Annotated in this window: 23 protein-coding genes; 13 read left to right on the forward strand and 10 right to left on the reverse strand. The window is 64.4% G+C overall.

Translation table 11 applies throughout. The annotated features are described in order from the left end of the window. Nucleotides 1–25: 25 nt before the first annotated feature. Nucleotides 26–889 (reverse strand): YicC/YloC family endoribonuclease, encoded by an 864-nt coding sequence (locus tag HNP49_RS04835; RefSeq protein WP_184681050.1) that lies wholly within the window; start codon nt 887–889, stop codon nt 26–28. Nucleotides 890–1,026: 137 nt separating this feature from the next. Here HNP49_RS04835 and rph point away from each other — a divergent pair, with 137 nt between their 5' ends. Beyond that, on the forward strand, nt 1,027–1,746 hold the full coding sequence (gene rph / locus HNP49_RS04840) for a ribonuclease PH (protein ID WP_184681051.1): 720 nt from the start codon (nt 1,027–1,029) through the stop codon (nt 1,744–1,746). A 13-nt stretch (nt 1,747–1,759) separates the two neighbouring features. Then, nucleotides 1,760–2,119 (forward strand): DUF4870 domain-containing protein, encoded by a 360-nt coding sequence (locus HNP49_RS04845; RefSeq protein ID WP_184681052.1) that lies wholly within the window; start codon nt 1,760–1,762, stop codon nt 2,117–2,119. On the opposite strand, the gene HNP49_RS04850 is transcribed toward HNP49_RS04845, so the two are convergent. Both HNP49_RS04850 and HNP49_RS04855 read right to left on the reverse strand, forming a co-directional pair. Then, nucleotides 2,120–3,178, reverse strand: coding sequence for a TrkA family potassium uptake protein (locus HNP49_RS04850; protein WP_184681053.1), 1,059 nt, complete (start codon nt 3,176–3,178; stop codon nt 2,120–2,122). Nucleotides 3,179–3,184: 6 nt separating this feature from the next. Continuing rightward, nucleotides 3,185–3,964 carry an exodeoxyribonuclease III gene (locus HNP49_RS04855; protein WP_184681054.1) on the reverse strand — a complete coding sequence of 260 codons (780 nt, stop codon included), beginning with the start codon at nt 3,962–3,964 and terminating at the stop codon, nt 3,185–3,187. Nucleotides 3,965–4,046: 82 nt separating this feature from the next. Here HNP49_RS04855 and pyrE point away from each other — a divergent pair, with 82 nt between their 5' ends. Together pyrE and HNP49_RS04865 are read left to right on the forward strand one after the other, a co-directional pair. Next, nucleotides 4,047–4,688, forward strand: a complete 642-nt coding sequence (gene pyrE, locus HNP49_RS04860; RefSeq protein ID WP_095941303.1) for an orotate phosphoribosyltransferase — start codon at nt 4,047–4,049, stop codon at nt 4,686–4,688. Between the two features lie 18 nt (nt 4,689–4,706). After that, complete coding sequence (locus HNP49_RS04865; protein ID WP_184681055.1) at nt 4,707–5,297, forward strand: DUF4124 domain-containing protein; 591 nt, start codon at nt 4,707–4,709, stop codon at nt 5,295–5,297. Between the two features lie 69 nt (nt 5,298–5,366). Here the strand turns inward: HNP49_RS04865 and argB are convergent, their stop codons facing one another. The 4 genes from argB to coaBC all read right to left on the reverse strand — a co-directional run bounded on the left by argB (nt 5,367) and on the right by coaBC (nt 10,592). Then, nucleotides 5,367–6,272, reverse strand: a complete 906-nt coding sequence (gene argB / locus HNP49_RS04870) for an acetylglutamate kinase (protein ID WP_184681056.1) — start codon at nt 6,270–6,272, stop codon at nt 5,367–5,369. A gap of 44 nt (nt 6,273–6,316) precedes the next feature. After that, nucleotides 6,317–7,711, reverse strand: a complete 1,395-nt coding sequence (algC, locus tag HNP49_RS18535) for a phosphomannomutase/phosphoglucomutase (protein WP_221445112.1) — start codon at nt 7,709–7,711, stop codon at nt 6,317–6,319. Between the two features lie 1,214 nt (nt 7,712–8,925). Further along, entirely contained in the window at nt 8,926–9,381 is a 456-nt protein-coding gene (dut, locus tag HNP49_RS04880) for a dUTP diphosphatase (RefSeq protein ID WP_184681059.1), read from the reverse strand. Between the two features lie 2 nt (nt 9,382–9,383). After that, on the reverse strand, nt 9,384–10,592 hold the full coding sequence (gene coaBC, locus HNP49_RS04885) for a bifunctional phosphopantothenoylcysteine decarboxylase/phosphopantothenate--cysteine ligase CoaBC (protein ID WP_184681060.1): 1,209 nt from the start codon (nt 10,590–10,592) through the stop codon (nt 9,384–9,386). Nucleotides 10,593–10,743: 151 nt separating this feature from the next. Here coaBC and radC point away from each other — a divergent pair, with 151 nt between their 5' ends. From radC to rpmG, 3 genes are all read left to right on the forward strand, one after another. Then, nucleotides 10,744–11,418 (forward strand): RadC family protein, encoded by a 675-nt coding sequence (gene radC / locus HNP49_RS04890; protein WP_184681062.1) that lies wholly within the window; start codon nt 10,744–10,746, stop codon nt 11,416–11,418. A 257-nt stretch (nt 11,419–11,675) separates the two neighbouring features. Then, on the forward strand, nt 11,676–11,912 hold the full coding sequence (rpmB, locus tag HNP49_RS04895; RefSeq protein ID WP_184681063.1) for a 50S ribosomal protein L28: 237 nt from the start codon (nt 11,676–11,678) through the stop codon (nt 11,910–11,912). Nucleotides 11,913–11,922: 10 nt separating this feature from the next. Next, nucleotides 11,923–12,078 carry a 50S ribosomal protein L33 gene (gene rpmG / locus HNP49_RS04900; protein ID WP_014854577.1) on the forward strand — a complete coding sequence of 52 codons (156 nt, stop codon included), beginning with the start codon at nt 11,923–11,925 and terminating at the stop codon, nt 12,076–12,078. A 96-nt stretch (nt 12,079–12,174) separates the two neighbouring features. Here the strand turns inward: rpmG and HNP49_RS04905 are convergent, their stop codons facing one another. Then, nucleotides 12,175–12,534 carry a cupin domain-containing protein gene (locus tag HNP49_RS04905; protein WP_184681064.1) on the reverse strand — a complete coding sequence of 120 codons (360 nt, stop codon included), beginning with the start codon at nt 12,532–12,534 and terminating at the stop codon, nt 12,175–12,177. 286 nt (nt 12,535–12,820) lie between these two features. Between HNP49_RS04905 and HNP49_RS04910 the strand changes: the two genes are divergently transcribed. After that, nucleotides 12,821–14,314: an aldehyde dehydrogenase gene (locus HNP49_RS04910; RefSeq protein WP_184681065.1), complete on the forward strand. Its 1,494-nt coding sequence runs from the start codon at nt 12,821–12,823 to the stop codon at nt 14,312–14,314. Nucleotides 14,315–14,604: 290 nt separating this feature from the next. Next, nucleotides 14,605–15,774 (forward strand): MFS transporter, encoded by a 1,170-nt coding sequence (locus HNP49_RS04915; RefSeq protein ID WP_184681066.1) that lies wholly within the window; start codon nt 14,605–14,607, stop codon nt 15,772–15,774. 28 nt (nt 15,775–15,802) lie between these two features. On the opposite strand, the gene HNP49_RS04920 is transcribed toward HNP49_RS04915, so the two are convergent. Then, a complete protein-coding gene (locus HNP49_RS04920) occupies nt 15,803–17,125 on the reverse strand; it encodes an FAD-binding oxidoreductase (protein WP_184681067.1) in 1,323 nt (440 codons plus the stop codon). Between the two features lie 188 nt (nt 17,126–17,313). Between HNP49_RS04920 and HNP49_RS04925 the strand changes: the two genes are divergently transcribed. Continuing rightward, a complete protein-coding gene (locus HNP49_RS04925) occupies nt 17,314–17,667 on the forward strand; it encodes a YkgJ family cysteine cluster protein (RefSeq protein WP_184681068.1) in 354 nt (117 codons plus the stop codon). 1 nt (nt 17,668) lies between these two features. Here the strand turns inward: HNP49_RS04925 and HNP49_RS04930 are convergent, their stop codons facing one another. Further along, on the reverse strand, nt 17,669–18,157 hold the full coding sequence (locus tag HNP49_RS04930) for an Lrp/AsnC ligand binding domain-containing protein (RefSeq protein WP_184681069.1): 489 nt from the start codon (nt 18,155–18,157) through the stop codon (nt 17,669–17,671). 155 nt (nt 18,158–18,312) lie between these two features. On the opposite strand from HNP49_RS04930, the gene dadA reads away from it, so the two are divergent. From dadA to alr, 3 genes are all read left to right on the forward strand, one after another. After that, nucleotides 18,313–19,611, forward strand: a complete 1,299-nt coding sequence (dadA, locus tag HNP49_RS04935; RefSeq protein ID WP_184681071.1) for a D-amino acid dehydrogenase — start codon at nt 18,313–18,315, stop codon at nt 19,609–19,611. Further along, complete coding sequence (locus HNP49_RS04940) at nt 19,586–19,933, forward strand: RidA family protein (RefSeq protein WP_184681073.1); 348 nt, start codon at nt 19,586–19,588, stop codon at nt 19,931–19,933. Before dadA ends, HNP49_RS04940 begins: the two co-directional genes overlap by 26 nt. 113 nt (nt 19,934–20,046) lie before the next feature. Continuing rightward, nucleotides 20,047–21,120, forward strand: a complete 1,074-nt coding sequence (alr, locus tag HNP49_RS04945) for an alanine racemase (protein ID WP_184681074.1) — start codon at nt 20,047–20,049, stop codon at nt 21,118–21,120. The last annotated feature ends 69 nt before the right edge of the window (nt 21,121–21,189 follow it).

The raw sequence follows: 21,189 nt of genomic DNA on the forward strand, positions 1-21,189 counted from the left end.
CCTGCGGAGTCGGGCGGCGAGCCGCTTATTCAATGTTCTGCACTTGTTCGCGCATCTGCTCGATCAACACCTTGAGGTTGACCGCCGCCTGGGTCGAGCGCGGATCGAAGGCCTTGGAGCCGAGTGTGTTGGCTTCCCGGTTGAGTTCCTGCATCAGGAAGTCCAGACGCCGTCCGGCGGCACCGCCGGCCTTGAGTACGCGGCGTACTTCGCTGATATGGGTGGCGAGGCGATCCAGCTCCTCGGCCACATCGCTCTTCTGCGCCAGCAGCACAAGCTCCTGCTCCAGGCGCTGCGGCTCCAGCTCGACCTTCATCTCGGCGCAGCGCGTTTCGATCTTCTGCCGCTGGTTGGCCAGCATCTGCGGAATCAGTTCGCGCAGCTGCAGCACTTCATCCTGCATGGCATCGAGGCGTTCGTTGAGCAGGCGGGCCAGTTCGGCGCCTTCGCGGGCGCGGCCGTTCTTCAGCTCACTCAGCCCTTCATTGAACAGCGCCACCGCCGCGGCATTCAGCGCCTGCGGGTCGGCGGCATCGGCCACCAGTACGCCCGGCCAGGCCAGCACTTCCAGCGGATTGAGTGGCGCCGGCTGCTGGATCAGGGCTGCCACGCTTTCGGCGGCGGCAATCAGCTGGGCGGCGCGTTCGCGGTCAACCTGCAGCGGCTTGCCGCTGCTGTCTTCGGTCAGGCGCAGGGTGCATTCCAGCTTGCCGCGCGACAGGCCCTGGCGCAGCGCCTCGCGTACCGCTCCTTCGAGGTCACGGAAGGTTTCCGGCAGGCGCAGGTGCGGTTCGAGGTAGCGCGAATTGACCGAGCGTAGCTCCCAGCTGAGGGTGCCGTAGGGGCCGCTGCGCTCGACGCGGGCGAAGGCGGTCATGCTGTGCACCATGCAGGTGTCCTCGCAAAGAGTGGGCGAAAAGCGGGCAATTGTAGCGCAGCCCGGCGGCTGGCCCAATCTGGCTCTGTCGGCCCGGCCGGATGGCCCTATAATGCCGAGGACATAAACCTGCCGTACAGGAACACCCCATGAAGCGTCCCAGTGGCCGCGCCGCCGATCAGCTGCGCCCGATCCGTATCACCCGCAACTACACCAAACACGCCGAAGGCTCGGTGCTGGTGGAGTTTGGCGACACCAAGGTGATCTGCACCGTCAGCGCCGAGGCCGGCGTGCCGCGTTTCCTCAAGGGCCAGGGCCAGGGCTGGCTGACCGCCGAATACGGCATGCTGCCGCGTGCCACCGGGGATCGCACCCAGCGCGAAGCCAGCCGTGGCAAGCAGGGCGGTCGTACCCTGGAAATCCAGCGCCTGATCGGCCGCTCGCTGCGCGCCGCGCTGGACATGACCAAGCTGGGCGAGAACACCCTGTACGTCGACTGTGACGTGATCCAGGCCGACGGCGGTACCCGCACCGCCTCGATCACTGGCGCCATGGTGGCCCTGGTCGATGCGCTGAAGGTGCTGAAGAAGCGTGGCGCGCTCAAGGGCGAGCCGCTCAAGCAGATGGTCGCTGCGGTTTCCGTGGGCATCTACGAAGGCGTGCCGGTGCTGGACCTGGACTACCCGGAAGACTCGGCCGCCGAGACCGATCTGAACGTGGTGATGACCAGTGCCGGTGGCTTCATCGAGGTGCAGGGCACCGCCGAGGGCGCGCCGTTCCAGCCGGAAGAGCTCAATGCCATGCTGTTGCTGGCACGTCAGGGTCTGGATGAGCTGTTCGAGCTGCAGCGCGCCGCGCTGGCTGATTGATCAGGAGAGCACCATGAGTGAGCAGAACAATGTTCCCAGTCAGGAAGTCCGCCAGTGGGCAATGTTCTGCCACTTCGCCGCCTTTCTGGGGCTGGTTTTCCCCTTCGGCAACCTGCTGGGGCCGTTGATCGTCTGGCAGATCAAGAAGGAGCTGGATCCCTTCGTCGACGAGCAGGGCAAGGAAGCGCTGAACTTTCAGATCAGCGTCAGCCTGGCGGCGATTCTGTGTGTCCTGCTGATGGTAGTGGTGATCGGCTTCCCGCTGCTGGCGCTGGTGTCCATCGGCGCTCTGGTGCTGACCATCATCGCCGGCATCAAGGCCAACGAAGGCCAGGCTTACCGCTATCCGTTCAGCTGGCGTCTGCTCAAGTAGTCAGCTGAGCGCGGCCTGCAGCTCGCTGCGTCCCTGTGGCGGCAGCATCACGATCAACACCTGGCCCGGGCTCAGCATGAGCTCGTCGCCGGGGTTGAACTGAAAATCCTCGCCACTCTTCAGTGCCACGATCACGCAGCCGGGGCAGCGCGCGCGCAGCTCGCCGATGCTGCACAGCTGGTGCTGCTCTTCCAGACGCAACTCTTCCAGGCGGATCTTCTGTTCCGAGCGCAGCATTTCGTCGAGGAAGTTGACCACGTGCGGACGGATCATCGATGAAGCGATGCGCATGCCACCGGTGAAGTCCGGTGAAATCACCACGTCGGCGCCGGCCTTCTTGACCTTGGCCACGTTACGAATTTCATGGCAGCGGGCGACGATGCGGATATCCGGGTTCAGCTGGCGGGCGGTGATAGTGATCATCAGGTTACGGCTGTCGTCGCCGGTCACGGCGAACACGCCGGCGGCGTCGGCAATGTCGGCGGCCAGCAGCAGGTCGTCATCGCTGGCATCGCCATTGAGGTAAAGCAGCTCGGGGAAGTGTTCGAGCTGGGCCAGCAACTGGTGCTCGTCCATGTCGATGGCGACGAACTGGCGCTTGGTGTGCACCAGTTCGTGGGCGACGTTGCGTCCCACCCGGCCGAAGCCGCAGAGGATGTAGTGGCCCTTGAGTTTCTTGATTGCCTTTTCCATACGTCGCCTGCGCAGGGTGTAGTCCAGGTCGGCTTCGAGGAAGAAGGCCGCCAGGCTGGTGAAGAGGAAGGTCAGGGTGCCGAAGCCGGCAATGGCGATCAGACCGGCGAACAGTCGCTCGCCGATGCTCTTGAGTTCTACTGCTTCGCCATAGCCGACGGTGGTGATGGTGATCAGGGTCATGTAGAACGCATCCGACAGGCTGGCGGGTGCGTTATCCATGATGTAGAAGCCGATGGTTCCGAGCAGCTGCATGAGCAGCAGCAGGAGCCAGGCGACATAGATGCGCTTGCGGATGCGTGGCAACTGCGTCGCCCGCATGGGCGGACGGGCGCGGCGCGGCGTGCGGCGCAAGGGGCTGCGCATCGCGGCTTAGATGCTCAGGGTCCAGTCATAATCGACCAGCAGCGGCGCATGCTGGGAGAAACGCGGCTGGCGCACCAGGCGGGCGCTGCGTACCGAGCGGCGCATGCCCGGAGTGAGGATCTGGTAGTCGAAGCGGTAGCCGAGGTTGAGCAGTTCGGCCTGCTCGCTGTCCGGCCACCAGCTGAACTGCTCGCCTTCGCGGCTGACTTCGCGCAGCGCGTCGACATAGCCCAGGTTGCCGAACACTTCATCCAGCCAGGCCCGTTCCGGGGCGAGGAAGCCCGGTGCCTGCTGGCAGTCGCGCCAGTTCTTCACGTCCAGCTTCTGCTGGGCAACGTACAGCGAGCCGCAGTAGATGTACTCGCGACGCTTGCGGCGCTGCTTGTTCAGGTAGTGGGTAAAGTCGTCGATGAACTTGAACTTCTGGTTCAGGTCCTCGTCGCCCTTCATCCCGCTGGGCAGCAGCAGGCTGGCGATGCTGACCTTGTCGAAGTCGGCCTGCAGGTAGCGTCCGTAACGATCAGCGCTCTCGAAGCCAAGGCCGCTGATCACGGCTTTGGGTTGTTGGCGCGAATAGAGGGCTACGCCCCCCTGGCTGGGGACTTCGGCATCACAGCAGTAAAGGAAGTAGCCATCCAGCTGGAAGGCGGGGTCGTCCATCTCGAAAACGGAGGCGCGGGTATCCTGCAGGCAGATCACGTCGGCATTCTGGGCTTGCAGCCAGGCGAACAACCCGCGCTCGACTGCAGCCTGAATACCATTCACGTTCACACTGATGATCCGCATAAATGGCCCCCAAAAAAGCGTGCGTGTATGATACCCGAGCTCATTCCAATTAGCTAAATCCGTGCCTTTCAGGGCTTTTTACATGCAGGCTTATCAGCGCGATTTCATCCGTTTTGCCATCGAACGCGGCGTGCTGCGTTTCGGTGAATTCAAACTCAAGTCCGGGCGCACCAGTCCGTACTTCTTCAATGCCGGTCTGTTCAACAGCGGCCTGGCTCTGGCTCAGCTGGGCAGGTTCTATGCTTCGGCCATCGTCGACAGCGGCGTCGATTTCGACGTGCTGTTCGGCCCGGCCTACAAGGGCATCCCACTGGCGGCGACCACCGCCGTAGCCCTGGCCGAGCAGCATCAGCGCGACTTGCCCTGGTGCTTCAATCGTAAGGAGGCCAAGGACCATGGCGAGGGCGGCACCTTGGTCGGTGCGCCGCTGACCGGCCGCGTGCTGATCGTCGATGACGTGATCACCGCCGGCACTGCGATTCGTGAGGTCATGCAGATCATCCAGGCCCAGGGTGCCCAGGCGGCCGGGGTACTGATCGCCTTGAACCGCCAGGAGCGCGGCCAGGGCGAGCTGTCGGCGATCCAGGAGGTTGAACGCGACTTCGCCATGCCGGTGATCAGTATTGTGTCGCTTGAGCAGGTGCTGGAATATCTGGCCGGTGATGCTGAACTGAAACAACACCTGCCGGCGGTGGAGGCCTACCGCGCGCAGTACGGTATCTGACCCAAGGACAGGTTTTACATGACCCGACTCTCCGCTCTGCCGTTGTTGCTGTTGTTGAGTGCTGTGCCTTCTCTGGCCGGCGCTGCCGAGCTGTATCGCTATGTCAACGACAGGGGTGTAACCGTGCTCGATCGACTCGGCGTGCCGCCGCAGTTCATCAGCAAGGGTTATGAGGTGCTCAACGAGCAGGGGCGGGTGGTCAAGGTGGTGCCGCCGGCGCCCAGTGAAGCCGAGCGTCAGCGGCTGGCGGAAGAAAAGGAGAAGGCGGACTCCGATGCCCAATTGCTGCGCCTGTACAGCACGCCGGACGACGTCGAGCGCGCGCGTGCGCGCAAGCTCGAGGAAATCGACGGGCAGACCAGCGTGGCCAAGGCCAACCAGCAGTCGTTGCGTACCCAGCAGGCGGCCTTTCAGGCCCAGGCTGCCGATATCGAACGGGCGGGTCGCCAGGTGCCGGAGCACCTGCTGGTGCAGATCGACAACCTGCGGGCCGAACAGGCCAACCTGGACAAGGAAATCCAGCGCTATGCCGAGATGCGCAAGCAGATCGATGCGTCCTTCCAGGCTGACAAGCAGCGCATGAAGTACCTGCTCGAACGCCAGCAGTAATGACCTGGCGCAGAATAGCCCTGCCCACAAAAAAGCCCGCGATTGCGGGCTTTTTTGTTCAGGTCGGAATCAGCGGGGCTTGCTGTTGCTGATCAGGGTGCCGACACCGCTGTCGGTGAAGATTTCCAGCAGCACGGCATTCGGCACGCGACCGTCGATGATGTGCGAGCTGGTCACGCCGGCCTGTACGGCTTCCAGGGCACAGCGGATTTTCGGCAGCATGCCGCCGTAGATGGTGCCGTCGGCGATCAGGCCGTCGACCTGTTCGGTGGTCAGGCCGGTGAGCACATTGCCTTGCTTATCCATCAGGCCGGCGATGTTGGTCAGCAGCATCAGCTTCTCGGCCTTCAGGGCCTCGGCCACCTTGCCGGCCACCAGGTCGGCGTTGATGTTGTAGGACTCGCCGCCTTCACCGACGCCGATCGGCGCAATCACCGGGATGAAGTCGCCTTGCACCAGCATGTTGAGCAGGTCGGTGTTGACGGCGGTCACTTCGCCGACATGACCGATATCGATGATCTCCGGCTGGGTCATCTCCGGGGTCTGGCGGGTCACGGTGAGCTTCTTGGCGCGGATCAGCCCGGCGTCCTTGCCGGTCAGGCCGATGGCACTACCGCCATGCTGGTTGATCAGATTGACGATGCTCTTGTTGACCTGGCCGCCGAGGACCATCTCCACCACATCCATGGTGGCGGTGTCGGTCACGCGCATGCCGTCGATGAAGTGACTTTCGATGGACAGGCGCTTGAGCAGATCGCCGATCTGCGGGCCGCCGCCGTGCACCACCACCGGGTTGATGCCCACCGCCTTCATCAGCACGATGTCGCGGGCGAAGCCTTCCTTCAGCTCATCGCTTTCCATGGCGTTGCCGCCGTATTTGATCACCAGGGTCTTGCCGACGAAGCGGCGGATGTAGGGCAGTGCTTCGGACAGTACCTGGGCGACTTGGACGGCAGCGTCACGGCTGAGGGTCATGCGGAACTCCAGTAACGGGGGCGCTCCCGGGGGAGCGCCATCTCTCAAAAGGGCAGTTTCAGGTCAGGGGCGATGGCATTCAGCTGGCCGCGGAAGACGTCTTGGATACGCGCCAGTTCGTCCTCGGTGTCCGCTTCGAAGCGCAGCACCAGTACCGGGGTGGTGTTGGAGGCGCGGATCAGGCCCCAGCCCTTGGCGTAGTCGACCCGCACGCCATCCAGGGTGGTGAGGTTGGCCTCGCCCCACTGGGCGTCGCGCTGCAGGCTGTCGATTAGCTGGAACTTGCGCTCGTCGGTGACCTGGATGTTGATCTCCGGGGTCGACAGGCTGGTCGGGAAGGCGGCGAACACATGTTCGGCATCGCGCTCTTCCAGGCTGAGGATTTCCAGCAGGCGCACGGCGCTGTAGATGCCGTCGTCGAAACCGTACCAGCGTTCCTTGAAGAAGATATGGCCGCTCATCTCACCGGCCAGCAGGGCGCCGGTTTCCTTCATTTTGGCCTTGATCAGCGAGTGGCCGGTCTTCCACATCACCGGGCGACCGCCGTAGCCGCTGATCAGCGCCGGCAGGCGGCGGGTGCACTTGACGTCGAAGATGATGTCGGCGCCCGGGTTGCGCGACACCACGTCCTTGGCGAACAGCATCATCAGGCGGTCCGGGTAGATCATGTGCCCGGCGTTGGTCACCACGCCGACGCGGTCGCCGTCGCCGTCGAAGGCCAGGCCCAGGTCTGCCTTCTCCGCCTTGACCTTGGCGATCAGGTCGACCAGGTTTTCCGGCTTGCCCGGATCGGGGTGGTGGTTGGGGAAGGTGCCATCCACGTCGCAGAACAGCGGAATCACGCTGCAGCCCAGGGCTTCCACCAGTTTCGGGGCGATTACGCCGGCTACGCCGTTGCCGCAGTCGACCACCACGCGCATCGGCTTGGCGAGGGCGATGTCGTCACGGATGCGCTGGAAGTAGCGGTCGAGGATTTCTACCTGTTCGACACTGCCAACGCCGCTGGCCAGGTCGTTCTGCTGCAGGCGGGTGAGCAGGGCGGTGATGCGCTCGTTGGACAGGGTGTCGCCGGCGACGACGATCTTGAAGCCGTTATAGTCCGGCGGGTTGTGGCTGCCGGTGACCATGACTCCGGAGCTGGCTTCCAGCACGTTGGTGGCGTAGTACAGCACCGGGGTCGGCACCATGCCTACGTCGGTGACCTGGCAGCCGCAGTCGAGCAGGCCCTGGATCAGTGCGCCGGCCAGCTCCGGGCCGGACAGGCGACCATCGCGGCCCACCACCACGCCGGACTCGCCGCGGGCCAGGCTCTCCGAGCCGATGGCGCGACCGATCCAGTAGGCATAGTCGGTGGTCAGGGTGTCGCCCACCACGCCACGGATGTCGTAGGCGCGGAAGATGCTGGCGGGCAGTTGTGGGGCCTGTTGCGTGCGGCTCATCGCGGGGTGTTGCTCCTGAGTGTTGAGACCGAAGGGGTCCTGGTCTTCGTCGAGTACATCGATGTCCAGGATGTCGGCATCCTGGAACAAGGGTTCATGGCCTTCGTCCACCTGCATGCTGGGTGCGGCGGGCGCAGCCTTGGGCGTGGCATTACTGGCCACGTTGTCGCTTTTGCGCTTGGGCAGGCGGGTCAGGGCCTGGGCCAGGGCATCCAGTGGCGCCAGACTGAGGGTGAAGGACTTCACGGCCTTGCCCGCGGCGATCTCCTGGATCATCTGCCCGAGTTGCGAAACATCGGCATGCAGGCGGCTCTGCAGGCGGGTTTGCAGCAGGTACAAGCCGATCAGGCTGCCGAGCAGGGTCAGCACGCCGGCCAGGGCCAGCAGCAGGGGATCCGGGCTGCCGGCCGGCGTGGGGCCGCCGGTCAGGGTCAGGCTCCAGTTGGGGTTGCCAACCTCGAAGCTGCGGCTCTCCTGCCCGTCGCTGCTGCCCTTGTTGAACAGGACTTGCGCCGGGGTACTGCCGAAGCGTTGGCTGAGCTGCAGTTGGCCGTTACCGGCCGGTAGCGGCGGCAGGGCGGCCAGCAGGCGCTGCAGGTCGAAGGCCAGCAGCAGGCTGCCACTGCCCAGGTCCTTGGCGGACAGGCGCAGCAGTGCCGGGCTGTAGAGCAGCCAGCGGCCTTCTACCTTGTAGGCTTCCGGCGGTGGGTTCTGGCCGCTTTCCATGCGCCGTATCAGGTCGAGGGCGGCGAAGTTCATCGGTGCGGCACGCTGGCTGTTCTGCTGGGCCTGGCCGGGCAGATTGAGGTGGGCATCGACCACGCCGGCCCAGTAGCCGAGGCTGGCTTCGGCTTCGCGGATGCGCTGCGGATCCTGACTCTGCACCGCGGCCAGCAGTGCCGGATTTTCGGCGGCCCGCCGGGTGTCGGCCTGAATCTCGGCCAGGGCCTGACGCAGGGCTGCAGCCTGATTCTGGCCAATCAGCTCGGCCAGCTGGGCGGTGTTCTTCTGATCGGCACTCTGCTGGCTGAACCACAGCAGGGCGCCGCCCAGCAGCAGGCCGGCAATGGCCAGGCCGAGGGAGGGCACGAGTTGGCTGGCCGAGCCCTTGCTGATGGGCTGGCTGGCGGTAATTTCCGGTAACTGCTCGGCGGTCTCGCTGGTCTTGCGCTTCAACAGTTTCATCAAGCCTCTCCTGGCTGAAGGGGTGCCGCTCAGTGACTGCCGGTATGGCCGAAACCGCCCGCGCCGCGTTCGCTGGCGTGGAACTCGTCGACCAGTTCGAAGTGCGCCTGCACCACCGGAACCAGTACCAGTTGGGCGATGCGCTCGCCGATCTCGATGGTGAAAGGGGTCTGTCCACGGTTCCAGCAGGACACCATCAGCTCACCCTGGTAGTCCGAGTCGATCAGTCCGACCAGATTGCCGAGGACGATGCCGTGCTTGTGACCGAGGCCCGAGCGCGGCAGGATCAGCGCGGCCAGCCCTGGGTCGGCGACATGGATGGCCAGGCCGGTTGGGATCAGGATGGTCTGGCCCGGCTCCAGGGTGATTGCCTGCTGCAGCATGGCACGCAGATCAAGGCCGGCGGAGCCCGGTGTGGCGTAGGTCGGCAGGGGGAATTCAGTACCCAGGCGGGCGTCGAGAATCTTGGCTTGCAGGCTGTGCATGGTCAGGCGCGCTTCACTCGGTCGGCAATAAAGGCAATCAGCTGGCGGGCAATCTTGCCCTTGCTGCTCTGGGCGAAACTGGTGGGTTGCAGCTCGCGGTCAATGATGGTGATGGCATTTTCCTCGCTGTTGAAACCGATGCTCGGGTTGGCCACGTCATTGGCGACGATCAGGTCGAGGTTCTTGTCTTTGAGCTTGCGTGCGGCGTAGTCCAGCAGGTTCTGCGTTTCGGCGGCGAAACCGACGCTGAACGGGCGATCAACGCGGCTGGCGAGCGTGGCGAGGATGTCCGGGTTACGCACCAGCTGCAGCAGCAGGCCATCGCCACTGGTCGGGTCTTTCTTCATCTTGTGTTCGGCCACTACTTCGGGGCGGTAGTCGGCCACGGCGGCGGCGGCGATCAGCACGTCGCAGGGCATTGCGGCCTCACAGGCGGCAAGCATGTCGCGGGCGCTGGTGACGTTGATGCGCTGCACGCGCTCCGGAGTGCGCAGGTGCACCGGCCCGCTGACCAGCGTCACCTGGGCGCCGGCTTCTGCCGCGGCCTCGGCCAGGGCGAAGCCCATCTTCCCCGAGCTGTGGTTGGTGATGTAGCGCACTGGGTCGATGTTTTCCTGGGTCGGGCCGGCGGTGATCAGCACGCGCAGGCCGGTCAGGCTCCTGAACTCGAAGCAGTCGGCGGCGCGCTGGGCCAGCTCTTCGGCTTCGAGCATGCGCCCTAAACCGACGTCGCCGCAGGCCTGGCTGCCGGCGGCAGGACCGAACAGGCGGAAGCCGCGGCTGGCGAGCAGCTCGGCGTTGGCCTGGGTGGCTGGGTCGCGCCACATGGCCTGGTTCATGGCCGGAGCCAGTGCTACGGGAGCGTCTGTGGCCAGTACCAGAGCGGTGAGCAGGTCATCGGCCACGCCCTGTGCCAGGCGCGCCATCAGGTCGGCAGTCGCTGGCGCAATCAGCACCAGATCGGCCCACTTGGCCAGTTCGATATGGCCCATGGCCGCTTCGGCGGCGGGGTCGAGCAGATCGAGGTGCACGGGGTTGCCGGAGAGGGCCTGCAGGGTCAGCGGCGTGATGAACTCACGACCGCCGCGGGTCATCACCACATGGACTTCGGCACCCTGATCGCGCAAGCGCCGAACCAGTTCGGCACTCTTATAGGCTGCAATGCCGCCGCCGACGCCGAGCACAATGCGTTTACCAAACAGCCGCTGCATAGGCCTGCCTTATTTGAATAACGGAGCTTGCGCCGGGCACCGCTCGCCTCCCCAGGCCAAGTGCCGCGCAAAAGTTTGGCTACGATATCACAGAGGCCGCCCGGGAACAGCGGCGGCGGGGCTTGCAGCCCGACTCACCAGGGAGAGGTGCATGAGTATTCGTGATTGGCCAGCGGCCGAGAGGCCGCGGGAAAAACTGCTGGAACAGGGCGCTTTGGCGCTGTCGGATGCCGAGTTGCTGGCGATCTTTCTGCGTACCGGGGTGGCCGGCCTGTCGGCGGTCGATCTGGCTCGGCAGTTGCTGAGTGATTTTGGTGGGCTGCGGCCCCTGCTGGAGGCCGATCTTCCCGGGTTCTCGGCGCGCCTCGGGCTGGGGCCGGCCAAGTATGCGCAACTGCAGGCGGTGCTGGAGATGGGGCGCCGCCATCTGGCTGAGACGCTGCGGCGCGAGTCGGCGCTGGAAAGCCCGCAGGCGGTGCGCGATTACCTCAAAGCGCGCCTGCGTCACGAGCCGCATGAGGTGTTCGGCTGCCTGTTCCTCGACAGCAAGCACCGGGTGCTGGCCTATGAGAGCCTGTTTCACGGCAGTATCGATGGTGCCTCGGTGTATCCGCGTCAGGTGGTCAAGCGCGCCTTGGCCCATAACGCCGCTGCGCTGATCCTCACCCACAACCATCCTTCCGGGGTGGCCGAACCCAGTCAGGCGGACCGGCTGCTGACCCAGCAGTTGAAGTCGGCGCTGGCCTTGGTCGAGGTACGTGTGCTCGATCATTTCATCGTCGGCGATGGCGAGCCGTTGTCGCTGGCAGAGCACGGCTGGCTGTGACCCGACGAGTGGTTGGATGGGCTGTGCCTCGCTGTACAGGCGCTCGGGCGTTACGGGGCTGTGGGTAAGTGGCTGTCGTCCTTGCGACGCCTGGGGTGTTCTGGTATAAAGCAGCGCTCTTTTCTGGGGGCCCGGTTCCTGCAGTGGCAGAGATGCCCGGTAAGACCCCGACAAGATCGGCGCGCTGCGCCAAACTTCGAGAAAGTTCAAGCGGCCAACCCATGCCGGGTTGGGCATGTGGTTTAGAGGGCTGAGGTATGTCGAGAGTCTGTCAAGTGACCGGTAAGGGTCCGGCTGTGGGGAACAACATCTCCCACGCGAACAACAAAACCCGTCGTCGTTTTCTGCCGAACCTGCAGTACCATCGTTTCTGGGTTGAATCCGAGAAGCGTTTCGTGCGTCTGCGCGTTTCTGCCAAGGGCATGCGTGTCATCGACAAGCGTGGTATTGATGTAGTGCTGTCCGAGCTGCGTGCTCGCGGCGAAAAGTTCTAAGGAGTCCATCATGCGTGACCTGATCCGTCTGGTGTCCAGTGCCGGTACCGGCCATTTCTACACCACCGACAAGAACAAGCGCACCACCCCGGACAAGATCGAGATCAAGAAATACGATCCGGTCGTCCGCAAGCACGTGATCTACAAGGAAGCCAAGATCAAGTAATTGATCCGGCCCTTGTGAAAGAACCCGCTTCGGCGGGTTTTTTCTTGCCCATGAAAAAGGCCCGCTGCTGAGCGGGCCTTTTTGCGTGATGACGGCTTACTTCTGCTCGAACATCACGTAGACCTTGCGGCAGGTTTCCAGCACTTCCCAGGTGCCGACCAGGCCGGCCGGGATGACGAAGCGGTCGCCGGCGCGCACGGTCTTGGCGTTGCCCTGCTCGTCACGGATCACCGACACGCCCTGGAGGATCTCGCAGTACTCGTGCTCGGTGTAGCGGATGGTCCATTGGCCGGGCTCGCCTTCCCAGACACCGGCATGGAACTGGCTGCAGGGGCTGCTGTAGTGGTTGGTCACGCTTTGCGCCGGGTCGCCCTTGAGGACTTTCTCCGGGGCCGGGCGGTAGTGCTCCGGGGTGGCGCTGCTGTTGGCGAAATCGATGATGCTGTCGATGCTCATGGGGCTTCCCGTCGGTTGGGTGCGGCGCGGTGCGCGCAACTATGGATTGTTCTGTGCGGGTGCCCGGCGTTCTTGCCTGCGGGGGCGTGCGAACGACAGGGCGTTGGGCAGTCTATGTTTAATAAAACGAACGTGACAACCGCTCAATCCTTATTCTGTAAAAAATATTGAAATGCCTCCTGCCTCTGGTTTAGGGTGGCAGCCAGCATTGGCCCGACATGGGCTTGCAGAATATTTGACAGGCACGCCACGCGCGGCCACCACAGCAAAATAAGAGGAAACCTCCATGAGCACCCTGACCCGCGCTGACTGGGAAGCCCGCGCCAAGGCCCTGAAGATCGAAGGCCGGGCCCTGATCCATGGCGAGCATTGCGATGCCGTCAGCGGCGAGACCTTCGACTGCATCAGCCCGGTCGATGGGCGTTTCCTGACAACGGTGGCCAGCTGTGATGCGGCCGATGCCGAGCTCGCCGTGCGTGATGCCCGCGCCACCTTCGAATCCGGTGTGTGGTCGCGCATGACCCCGGTCGAACGCAAGAAAATCATGATTCGCTTTGCCGACCTGATGGATGCGCATGCCGAGGAGCTCGCCCTGCTGGAAACCCTCGACATGGGCAAGCCGATCAGCGATGCCCTGGGCGTCGACGTGCCGGGCGCTTCGCGGGCCATCCGCTGGAGCGGTGAGGCGATCGACAAGATCTACGACGAAGTGGCCGCTACCCCGCACAACGAGCTGGGCCTGGTCACCCGCGAGCCGGTCGGTGTGGTTGCCGCCATCGTGCCGTGGAACTTCCCGATGATCATGACCTGCTGGAAGCTCGGCCCGGCGCTGGCGACCGGTAACTCGGTGATCGTCAAACCCTCCGAGAAGTCGCCGCTGACCGCCATCCGCATGGCCCAGCTTGCGCTGGAAGCCGGCATCCCGGCCGGCGTGCTGAACATCCTGCCGGGCTTTGGTCACACCGTGGGCAAGGCCCTGGCCCTGCACATGGATGTCGACACCCTGGTGTTTACCGGTTCGACCAAGATCGCCAAGCAGCTGATGATCTATGCCGGCGAATCCAACATGAAACGCGTCTGGCTGGAAGCCGGTGGCAAGAGCGCCAACATCGTCTTCGCCGATGCGCCGAACCTGCAGGACGCCGCCGAAGCCGCGGCAGCGGCCATCTGCTTCAACCAGGGCGAGATGTGCACCGCCGGTTCGCGTCTGCTGGTCGAGCGTTCGATCAAGGACCAGTTCATGCCGATGGTGCTGGAAGCCATGAAGGGCTGGAAAGCCGGTTACGCTCTGGAACCGGCCACCAAGGTTGGCGCCCTGGTCGATGGCGGCCACCTCAACACCGTGCTGTCCTATATCGAAGCCGGCCATGCCGATAAGGCCAAGCTGCTCTGCGGCGGCAAGCGCGTTCTGGAAGAAACCGGCGGCGTGTATGTCGAGCCGACCATCTTCGACGACGCGCATAACGACATGCGCATCGCCAAGGAAGAAATCTTCGGCCCGGTGCTGACCGTGATTCCGTTCGACACCACTGAAGAAGCTATCGCGATCGCCAACGACAGCATCTACGGCCTTGCGGCGGCGATCTGGACCAGCAACCTGTCCAAGGCGCACCTGGCGGCCAAGGCTCTGCGTGTGGGCAGCATGTGGGTGAACCAGTACGACGGCGGCGACATGACCGCGCCGTTCGGTGGTTTCAAGCAGTCCGGTAACGGCCGCGACAAGTCGCTGCATGCCTTCGACAAGTACACCGAGCTCAAGGCCACCTGGATCAAGCTATAACCTGTCGGGGCGACCTCCGGGTCGTCGGCCATGCTGCGTTGCGTCCTCGCTTTAATGCTCACGTACCGCAGTACGCTGCGCTTAAAAGCTCCGGGGCGCCTTGTCTGGCCTTAGCCCAGAAGATCTTTTCCAGTGCGGTACTCGGTCGAGGTAAGGCCGAATAGCGGCGCTATAAAGGTCCGCCCTTCTTGAGAAGGGCCGGCTCCTGGTGAGCCATACCTGCGGCCGGGTTTCCTAGGAAACCCGGCCGTTTTGCATTTCGGCACGGCCAGAAAAGGGAGGGAATGGCTATGCGTTGGGGAACCTATTTCGCCGTCTGTGGTGCGGTGATCGCGGTGGGGCTTTCGCTGGGGCTGACCCTGCCGCTGGTGTCGCTGCGTCTGGAAGGCTGGGGCTATGACACCTTCGCCATCGGGGTGATGGCGGCCATGCCGGCCGTCGGTGTGCTGCTCGGTGCTCGCCTGACCGGCCGGCTGGCGGCCTGGCTGGGCGTTTCCGCGGCATTGCGCCTGTGCCTGCTGGCTAGCGCCCTGTCGGTGGCCCTGCTCGCGCTGCTGCCCTATTACCCGCTGTGGCTGCTGCTGCGTCTGCTGATCGGTATTTCCCTGACGGTGGTTTTCGTGCTCGGAGAGAGCTGGATCAACCAGCTGGTCGCCGATCACTTGCGTGGCCGTCTGGTGGCGCTGTATGGCACCGGCTTTGCCCTCAGTCAGCTGTCCGGCCCTTTGCTGCTGGCCTGGTTGGGGACGGCGGATGACCGGGCCTTCTGGTTCTCCGCAGGGCTGCTGATCATGGGCAGCCTGCTGTTGCTGGGCCATTCCGGTATGCCGCAGGTGGATGCGCAGAGCGCGGCGGGACGCGGGTTGCTGGCGTTCTGTCGGCGGGCGCCGGCGATTGCCTGGGCGGTGGTGCTGTTTGCCGCCTTCGAGGCGATGGTGCTGACGCTGCTGCCGGTCTACCTGCTGCGCGAAGGTTTCGATCAGGGCATGGCGCTGCGCATGGCCAGCGTGGTGGTGGTTGGCGATGCCGTGTTGCAGCTGCCAATCGGCCTGCTTGCCGACCGCATGCCGCGGCACACCTTGTTTCGTCTGTGCGGGGTGGTCCTGCTGCTGAGTAGCGTGGTGATTCCCCTGTTGTTGCACACGCCTTTCATCTGGCCATTGCTGGTGCTGTTCGGGGCTTCGGCCGGAGGCCTGTACACCCTGTCGCTGATCCTGGTCGGCCAGCGTTACCGGGACGATGCGCTGGTGCGCGCCAATGCGCAGATCGCGTTGCTCTGGGGAATCGGCTGCCTGCTCGGGCCGCTGTCGACCGGTGCCGCCAGCCAGTGGCTGACCGGCCATGCGCTGCCCATCCTGATGGCGCTGGGAGCTGCCGGTTTTGTCGCGCTGGCCTGGCGTCGTGCGGCCTTCGGTGAAGAGGAGCAACTGCCGTCGGAGACGGCAGTGCCAGGACAGTAACCCATCCGCCAGTGCGGACGGTTTCGGGTCAGACCAGGCCGACCGCTTCCTTCAGGCGATACCAGCCCATGCCCAGGGCCAGCAGCGGCGAACGGAAGTAACGGCCGCCCGGGAAAGTCATGTGCGGCACCTGGGCGAACAGTTCGAAGCCGCGGCTCTCGCGCAGGGCGATGGCTTCGCCGAGCAGCTTGCCGGCCAGGTGGGTGGCATTCACGCCGTGGCCGGAGTAGGCCTGGGCGTAGAACACGTTGGGCTGGTCCTTGAGCTTGCCGATCTGCGGCAGGCGGTTGGCGCCGATGCCGATCATGCCCCCCCACTGGTAGTCGATGCGCACATCTGCCAGTTCGGGGAACACTTCGAGCATCTTCGGCCGCATGTAGGCGGCAATGTCCGCCGGGTCACGCCCGGAGTAGTGGCAGGCGCCGCCGAACAGCAGGCGGTTGTCAGCGGACAGGCGGTAGTAGTCCAGGGCCACGCGCTGGTCGCACAGCGCCATGTTCTGCGGGATCAGCGCACGGGCGCGCTCCTCGCCCAGCGGTTCGGTGGCGATCACATAGCTGCCGGCCGGGAGCACTTTGCCACCCAGGCTAGGGTTGAGGTTGTTCAGGTAGGCGTTGCAGCCCAGCACCAGAGTGCTGGCCAGTACATGACCGCCAGCGGTGTGGACCTTGACCTGCGGGCCGTAGTCGATGCGTGTGACCGCCGAGTGCTCGAACAGCTGGACACCCAGTGCCTGTGCGGCGGCGGCTTCGCCGAGGGCCAGGTTTAGCGGGTGCAGGTGGCCCGAGCCCATGTCGATCATGCCGCCGCAGTAGCGGCTGGAGCCGACCACTTCGTGCATGCGGTCCGGCTGCACCAGGCGCAGTTCATGCTGGTAGCCCAGGCTTTGCAGTTCGGCCATGTCTTCCTGGAAGCCGGCAAAGTGCGCGGGCTTGTTGGCCAGATCGCAGTAGCCCCAGGTCAGGTCGCAGTCGATGTTGTACTTGGCGACCCGGCGGCGCACCAGTTCCACCGCTTCCAGGCCCATCAGCTTGAGTTCGCGTACGCCGTCCTGGCCGATGATCGGCTCGAACTGCTCCACGCCATGGCCAACGCCGCGGATCAGCTGGCCGCCGTTACGTCCGCTGGCGCCCCAGCCAATCTGGTGGGCTTCCAGCAGTGCAACGGAAAGACCACGTTCAGCCAGCTCGATAGCGGTGTTCAGACCCGAGAACCCGCCGCCGACCACGCACACATCGACCTTTACCTCACCTCCCAGAGGCGGGTATTGCAGCTGGCGGTTGGCGCTGGCGGCGTAGTAGGACGGGGCGTGGTTGGCGCTGTGCACCGGGGGGTGAACGCGGGCGTTCATGTGTGATTTCCTGATTGTTGTGTGTGAAAAAAGCAACGGCAGAATAAGCGCGGCCGCTGCTGTCCGCCAAGGGGGGTAATGGCGAAAAAATCGCCAGACAGTTGCTCTTTTATCGCCCAGATCGGACTTTGCCGGCGTCAGGCCTTACCCTGACCTCCCTGAGTCGTGCCAGATGAGTTTTAACCCTGATGAGTTGTAACGACGACAAGATCGATGACCTGCGTCGGCAGATCCCGCGCTTTGCCTGTGTGCCCGGCTGCCATGACTGCTGCGGGCCGGTCACCGCGTCGTCCGAGGAGCTGCTGCGCCTGCCGGTCAAGAGTGCCGCCGAGCATGACGCCGCGCTGGCCGAACTGAGCTGCGTGCACCTGGGGCCGCAGGGGTGCCAGGTGTATGACCAGCGGCCGCTGATCTGCCGTCTGTTCGGCACCACGCCGCGGCTGCCCTGCCCGCGCGGCCAGGGCCCGGAGGTGCCGATCGATGAACGGGTCGAGCGCCAGGTGCACCAGCTGATCGCCAGTACCCGCCAGCGCCTGGTCTGATTCAGTCGGCGATGGGCAGGCTGAGGGTTTCCTTGACCTCTTCCATCACGATGTAGCTCTTCGATTCGCGCACATGGGGCAGGCGCAGGAGGATGTCGCCGAGCAGCTTGCGGTAGCTGGCCATCTCCGAGATGCGCGCCTTGACCAGGTAATCGAAGTCGCCGGACACCAGGTGGCACTCCAGCACGTGCGGCAGCTTGAGTACGGCGCGGCGGAACTCGTCGAAGATGTCGCCGGACTTGGCCGCCAGGCTGATCTCGACGAACACCAGCAGGCCGGCCTTGAGGAACTGCGGGTTGAGCCGGGCGTGATAGCCCTGGATAAAGCCTTCGCGCTCCAGCCGGCGCACGCGCTCGGTGCAGGGCGTGGTGGAAAGGCCGACGCGGTCGCCCAGTTCGGTGAACGATATGCGTCCTTCTTCTTGCAGGATACGTAAGATATTCCGATCGATTTTATCCAGCTCGCGCCGGCTCTGATGCTGGGTTCTCATGGGGGATACGCCTTTGCTGGAGCGGCTTGTGCCGTGATTTATCGCCAAATATAGCTTTGCAAACAGTGAAAAACACTGCATTTGCCTGCCTATACTCTGCCGCAACTCTGATCAAAATAACAAACGTCTGGCCAGGCCAGATGTGGGAGGCGGCAATGCGTGTTCTGGTCCTTGGCAGCGGTGTGATTGGTACGGCCAGTGCCTATTACCTGGCGCGGGCCGGTTTCGAGGTAGTGGTGGTCGACCGGCAGAACGGTCCCGCCCTGGAAACCAGCTTTGCCAACGCCGGCCAGGTCTCGCCAGGCTACGCCTCGCCCTGGGCGGCGCCGGGCATCCCGCTGAAAGCCATGAAGTGGCTGCTGCAGCGTCATGCGCCGCTGGCCATCAAGCTCACCGGCGACGCCGACCAGTATTTCTGGATGCTGCAGATGCTGCGCAACTGCACCGCCGCCCGCTATGCGGTGAACAAGGAGCGCATGGTGCGCCTGTCCGAATACAGCCGCGACTGCCTGGACGAGCTGCGCGCCGAAACCGGCATCAGCTACGAAGGTCGTCAGCTGGGCACCACCCAGCTGTTCCGCACCCAGGCCCAGCTGGACGGCGCGGCCAAGGATATTGCCGTGCTGGAACAGTCCGGGGTGCCGTTCGAGGTGCTGGACCGTGCTGGTATCGCCCGCGTAGAGCCGGCCCTGGCTGGTGTCACCGACAAGCTGGCTGGCGCCTTGCGCCTGCCCAACGACCAGACCGGCGACTGCCAGATGTTCACCACCAAGCTGGCCGAGATGGCCAAACAGCTGGGTGTGGAGTTCCGCTTCGGCCAGGACATCCAGCGCATCGATGCCGTGGGTGATCGCATCAATGGCGTGTGGATCGACGGCAAGCTGGAAACCGCCGACCACTACGTGCTGGCGCTGGGCAGCTACAGCCCGCAACTGCTCAAGCCGCTGGGCATCAAGGCGCCGGTCTACCCGCTCAAGGGTTACTCGCTGACCGTGCCGATTACCAACGCGGCGATGGCGCCGACCTCGACCATTCTCGACGAGACCTACAAGGTCGCCATCACCCGCTTCGACAACCGTATTCGCGTTGGCGGTATGGCCGAGATCGCCGGTTTCGATCTGTCGCTCAACCCGCGGCGGCGTGAAACGCTGGAGATGATCACCGGCGACCTGTACCCGCAGGGTGGTGACCTCAAGCAGGCCGAATTCTGGACCGGCCTGCGCCCGGCCACCCCGGATGGCACGCCGATCGTGGGCGCCACCGCCTATCGCAACCTGTTCCTCAATACCGGACACGGTACCCTTGGCTGGACCATGGCCTGCGGCTCCGGTCGCCTGCTCGCCGACCTGATGGCGAAGAAGCGTCCGCAGATCAGCCCGGAAGGCCTGGATATTTCCCGCTACCGTCCGACCAAGGAGAGTCACAAGCATGTCCATCCAGCGCCTGCACACTGAGTCGCGCTACAGCGAAATCGTCATCCACAACGGCACGGTCTACCTGGCCGGCCAACTGGCGGATGACTACCGCGGCGATATTCGGCAGCAGACCCGCGAGACCCTGGCCAGCATTGATCGCTTTCTGGCCGAGGCTGGCACCGACAAGTCGAAGATCCTGTCGGTGACCATTTACCTCAAGGACATGGCCGACTACGCCGGCATGAATGCCGAGTGGGATGCCTGGGTGGTGCCGGGCGCCACGCCGGCCCGCGCCACCGTTGAGGCCAAGTTGTATGACGCGCAGGTGCGGGTGGAGATGTCGGTGATTGCCGCACTCTGAGCGTCGCAGCGCTAACCATTTGAAGTATGCAGGTGGGTGTTTGGCAGAACACACCCTTGTTTTGCCCGGCGCTAGCCGGGCTTTTTTTTAACCGCCGCCAAGAAGTGCTCATCATGCGTCCCGCCCGTGCCCTGATCGATCTCGCCGCCCTGCGGCACAACTACCAACTGGCCCGAGAGGCTACCGGCGCCCGTGCGCTGGCGGTGATCAAGGCCGATGCCTATGGCCATGGCGCGGTGCGTTGCGCCGAGGCCCTGGCCGATCTGGCCGATGGCTATGCGGTGGCCTGTATCGAGGAGGCCCTGGAGTTGCGCGCGGCCGGCGTGCAGGGGCCGATCCTGCTGCTCGAAGGCTTTTTCGAGGCGGCGGAGCTGGCGCTGATCGAGCAGCACCAACTGTGGTGCGTGGTGCATTCGGCCTGGCAGATCGAGGCCATCGAGCGCGCCGTGCTGAAAACGCCGCTGACCCTGTGGCTGAAGATGGACTCCGGCATGCACCGGGTCGGTCTGCATCCGGCGGAATACCAGGCGGCCTATCGCCGTCTGCTGGCCAGCGGACGGGTCGGTAAGATCGTGCTGATGAGCCACTTTGCCCGTGCCGACGAGCTGGACTGCCCACGCAGTGCCGAGCAGGTGGCGGTGTTCCAGGCGGCGCGTGGCGAGCTGCAGGCCGAGGTCAGCCTGCGCAACTCGCCGGCGATTCTCGGCTGGCCTTCCATTCCCAGCGACTGGGTGCGGCCCGGCATCATGCTCTACGGCGCCACGCCCTTTGCCGAGGAACATCCGCTGGCCGCGCAGCTGCAGCCGGTGATGACCCTGGAGTCAAAGATCATCAGCGTGCGCGAACTGCCGGCCGGTGAGCCGGTGGGTTATGCCGCGCGTTTCGTCGCCGAACGCCCGACTCGCGTCGGCGTGGTCGCCATGGGCTACGCCGACGGCTATCCACGGCATGCGCCGACCGGCACGCCGGTGGCGGTGGATGGGCAGCTCACGCGCATCATCGGCCGGGTGTCGATGGACATGCTGACGGTCGATCTGACCGACCTGCCGCAGGCCGGGCTAGGCAGTCGGGTAGAGCTGTGGGGGCGGCAGGTACTGGCCAGCACGGTGGCGCAGCAGGCCGACACCATCCCTTATCAGATCTTCTGCAACCTCAAGCGTGTGCCCCGGGAATACCTGGGTTCATGAGCCCAGGCCCGTGAAACGGGCGTTTGAGGCGTTTGGGAAAACAAAGTGTTGTAAATTCTGAACGCCGTT

It is taken from the genome of Pseudomonas fluvialis, assembly GCF_014207935.1.
Lineage (GTDB): Bacteria > Pseudomonadota > Gammaproteobacteria > Pseudomonadales > Pseudomonadaceae > Aquipseudomonas > Aquipseudomonas fluvialis_A.